Raw genomic sequence first — 2,027 nt, 5'->3', positions numbered from 1 at the left:
ATCTTGACCTTCTCGTGCCACGAAATTTAACAGTCATTAATTGATTTTTGATAGGGCCTAGCCTTAATTCCAATATATGATCAACTATACCGCTCATTTTGAGTTCATAAACTGCGGCCAGTCTTGCGATTCTCAAGAACTTCTCTTTTTGCCTTTTTCGCTTTTTCCATAGCTCGGGTAAATTAATTGGCTCTATAGGCTTTCCTCTACTGGAATGGTTAATAAAAGAATCGAGCATCAAAGAATTTTCATGATTGGATATCAAACTATCATCATTGATCCGTAAAATTTTTTTAACCCACATTTCAGCGATTTGGTCAGCATTATAATAATTACCATGATTTAGACCAAATCTTATATTTTGAAAAAGATTTTCCTGAGACTGTTGGATTGGTAATATTAGAGTAATAACAAATAGATTTTTGCTTCCAGTAGATATTATCTCCAAATCCTTGAATTGAGTAAGTGAAGCTTCATTCTGATAGCCATAACTGATTTTTGAGTCGTGGGAAAATTGATCAGGTTTTATATCTTTTAAATTCGCCTGTTCTTCCAGATCGTTTGTTGTGATTTGAACTGAAATAGTCCCATCTGATTTTGTTTCTACTGATTTCGCTAAGTAATAGTTATCTTTTAACAAAATCCAATTACCTGAAGTTTGTACGCTTTGTACAGGAGGTTTTTTAGGAGATTTAGTAGTTGATGGCTTGTTTGCTGCTGTGGAGGTCGAATTTGATTTTCTCCTTGGATTAGCTGTAGTGGATGATTTTTTTCGTTCAGTTGTCTTAGAGGGAGATTTAGTACTTGATGTTTTTTTTGCTGCCGTGGAGGTCGAATTTGATTTTCTCCTTTGATTAGCCGTAGTGGATGACTTTTTTTGTTCCGTTGTAGCTGTTTTTCCTTTAGTCTTTGCCAACCACAGGGACAAATCTTGACGAAATCTGTCGCGAAAATTTGCTGGTTGTCTGTAATCTTTTGTTAATCCCTTGCTCTGAATTTCTTTCTTGAAATCCAGTACCTTCTTTCGCTGTTCCAGTTCATCATCGCTGTTTAGCTTCGCTGGTGCATCTCGAAAATAAAACCAGATATCCGGTTTCCTATTACTCTCAAAAGCCGCAACTGCTCGTTTGTATTCTTCCACAGTTCCAGACTTGGCACGGGGCGTGGAAGTACCCAAGCGGTTCCACATAATGCCCACAAATAGCTCGTACTCTTCCATATTGCCAATCTGAGTATTGAGTACAGCTTGGCCATCTTCACCATAGCCCGGATAAGTATTTTTTCCCGAACGTACTACTAGCATGACACCTTTACTCAGAGCAGTAGTTTGGTTAATTTCCTCCACTACTTCTTTTACATAGTTCCGCTCGCTTCTCACATCACTAGGGGAAGCCAGGAAAATTTTTACCAGCTCTACTTGGGGCATTGTTTATTGGTTTAGGGATATAAATACTATGGTAATCGAGCCAGTAGTGAGTAAGATTAGATGGCTAAAGTGGAATGGGCATCTTGCCAGTTAAAATTCCGGCGTTGCTGAATCAAGGAATGAATGCGCGATCATCTGGTTTTGGTCAAGCCCCCTAAATCCCCCAACTTTGGGGGACGCAAGAAAGTCTTGTTCCCCCCAAAATTGGGGGGCTAGGGGGGCAAAACCATACCCAGAATCAGCAACGCCTCTTGCCCGTTTCCATACTCTTCAATTCTCCTGACTAACCTGATGTTGTGCCAAGAGCTGCTCAAATTCCTCAAGGGAGTTACTCTTAAGAGAGTGATCAATCAACTGTTTCAACACAGAGATATCTTCTATGGCATTAATCGCTGCCACCAATTCTGGTGATACCGATTCAAACCGATTTTGTAAAATTTTAACCACTGTCTCTTGAAAACCTTCCCGATAGTCTTGAAGTCCTTGTTGAAGTCCCTGTTGAAGTCCTTGTTCCAGACCCCTCTTCATTGCCCTTTCTTCCACTCGACTAATCAAAGGCATCTGTCTTTCCTCCTGATAACGTTCAAGTTCTTGATTCAGC

1 protein-coding gene and 1 pseudogene are annotated in these 2,027 nt (G+C 39.9%); both read right to left on the bottom strand.

Going from position 1 to position 2,027, the window contains the following annotated elements:
• Positions 1-1,426, bottom strand: a 1,426-nt coding sequence (locus F6K49_RS43945; RefSeq protein WP_293108132.1) for a hypothetical protein, incomplete at its 3' end; no start/stop codon positions are given.
• A 270-nt stretch (positions 1,427-1,696) separates the two neighbouring features.
• A pseudogene (locus F6K49_RS43940) lies at positions 1,697-2,027 on the bottom strand (transposase); the annotation flags it as partial.

Source organism: Moorena sp. SIO3I6, assembly GCF_010672095.1.
Note: the sequence above shows the minus strand (reverse complement) of the source record. Positions and strands in the feature narration are given on the sequence as shown.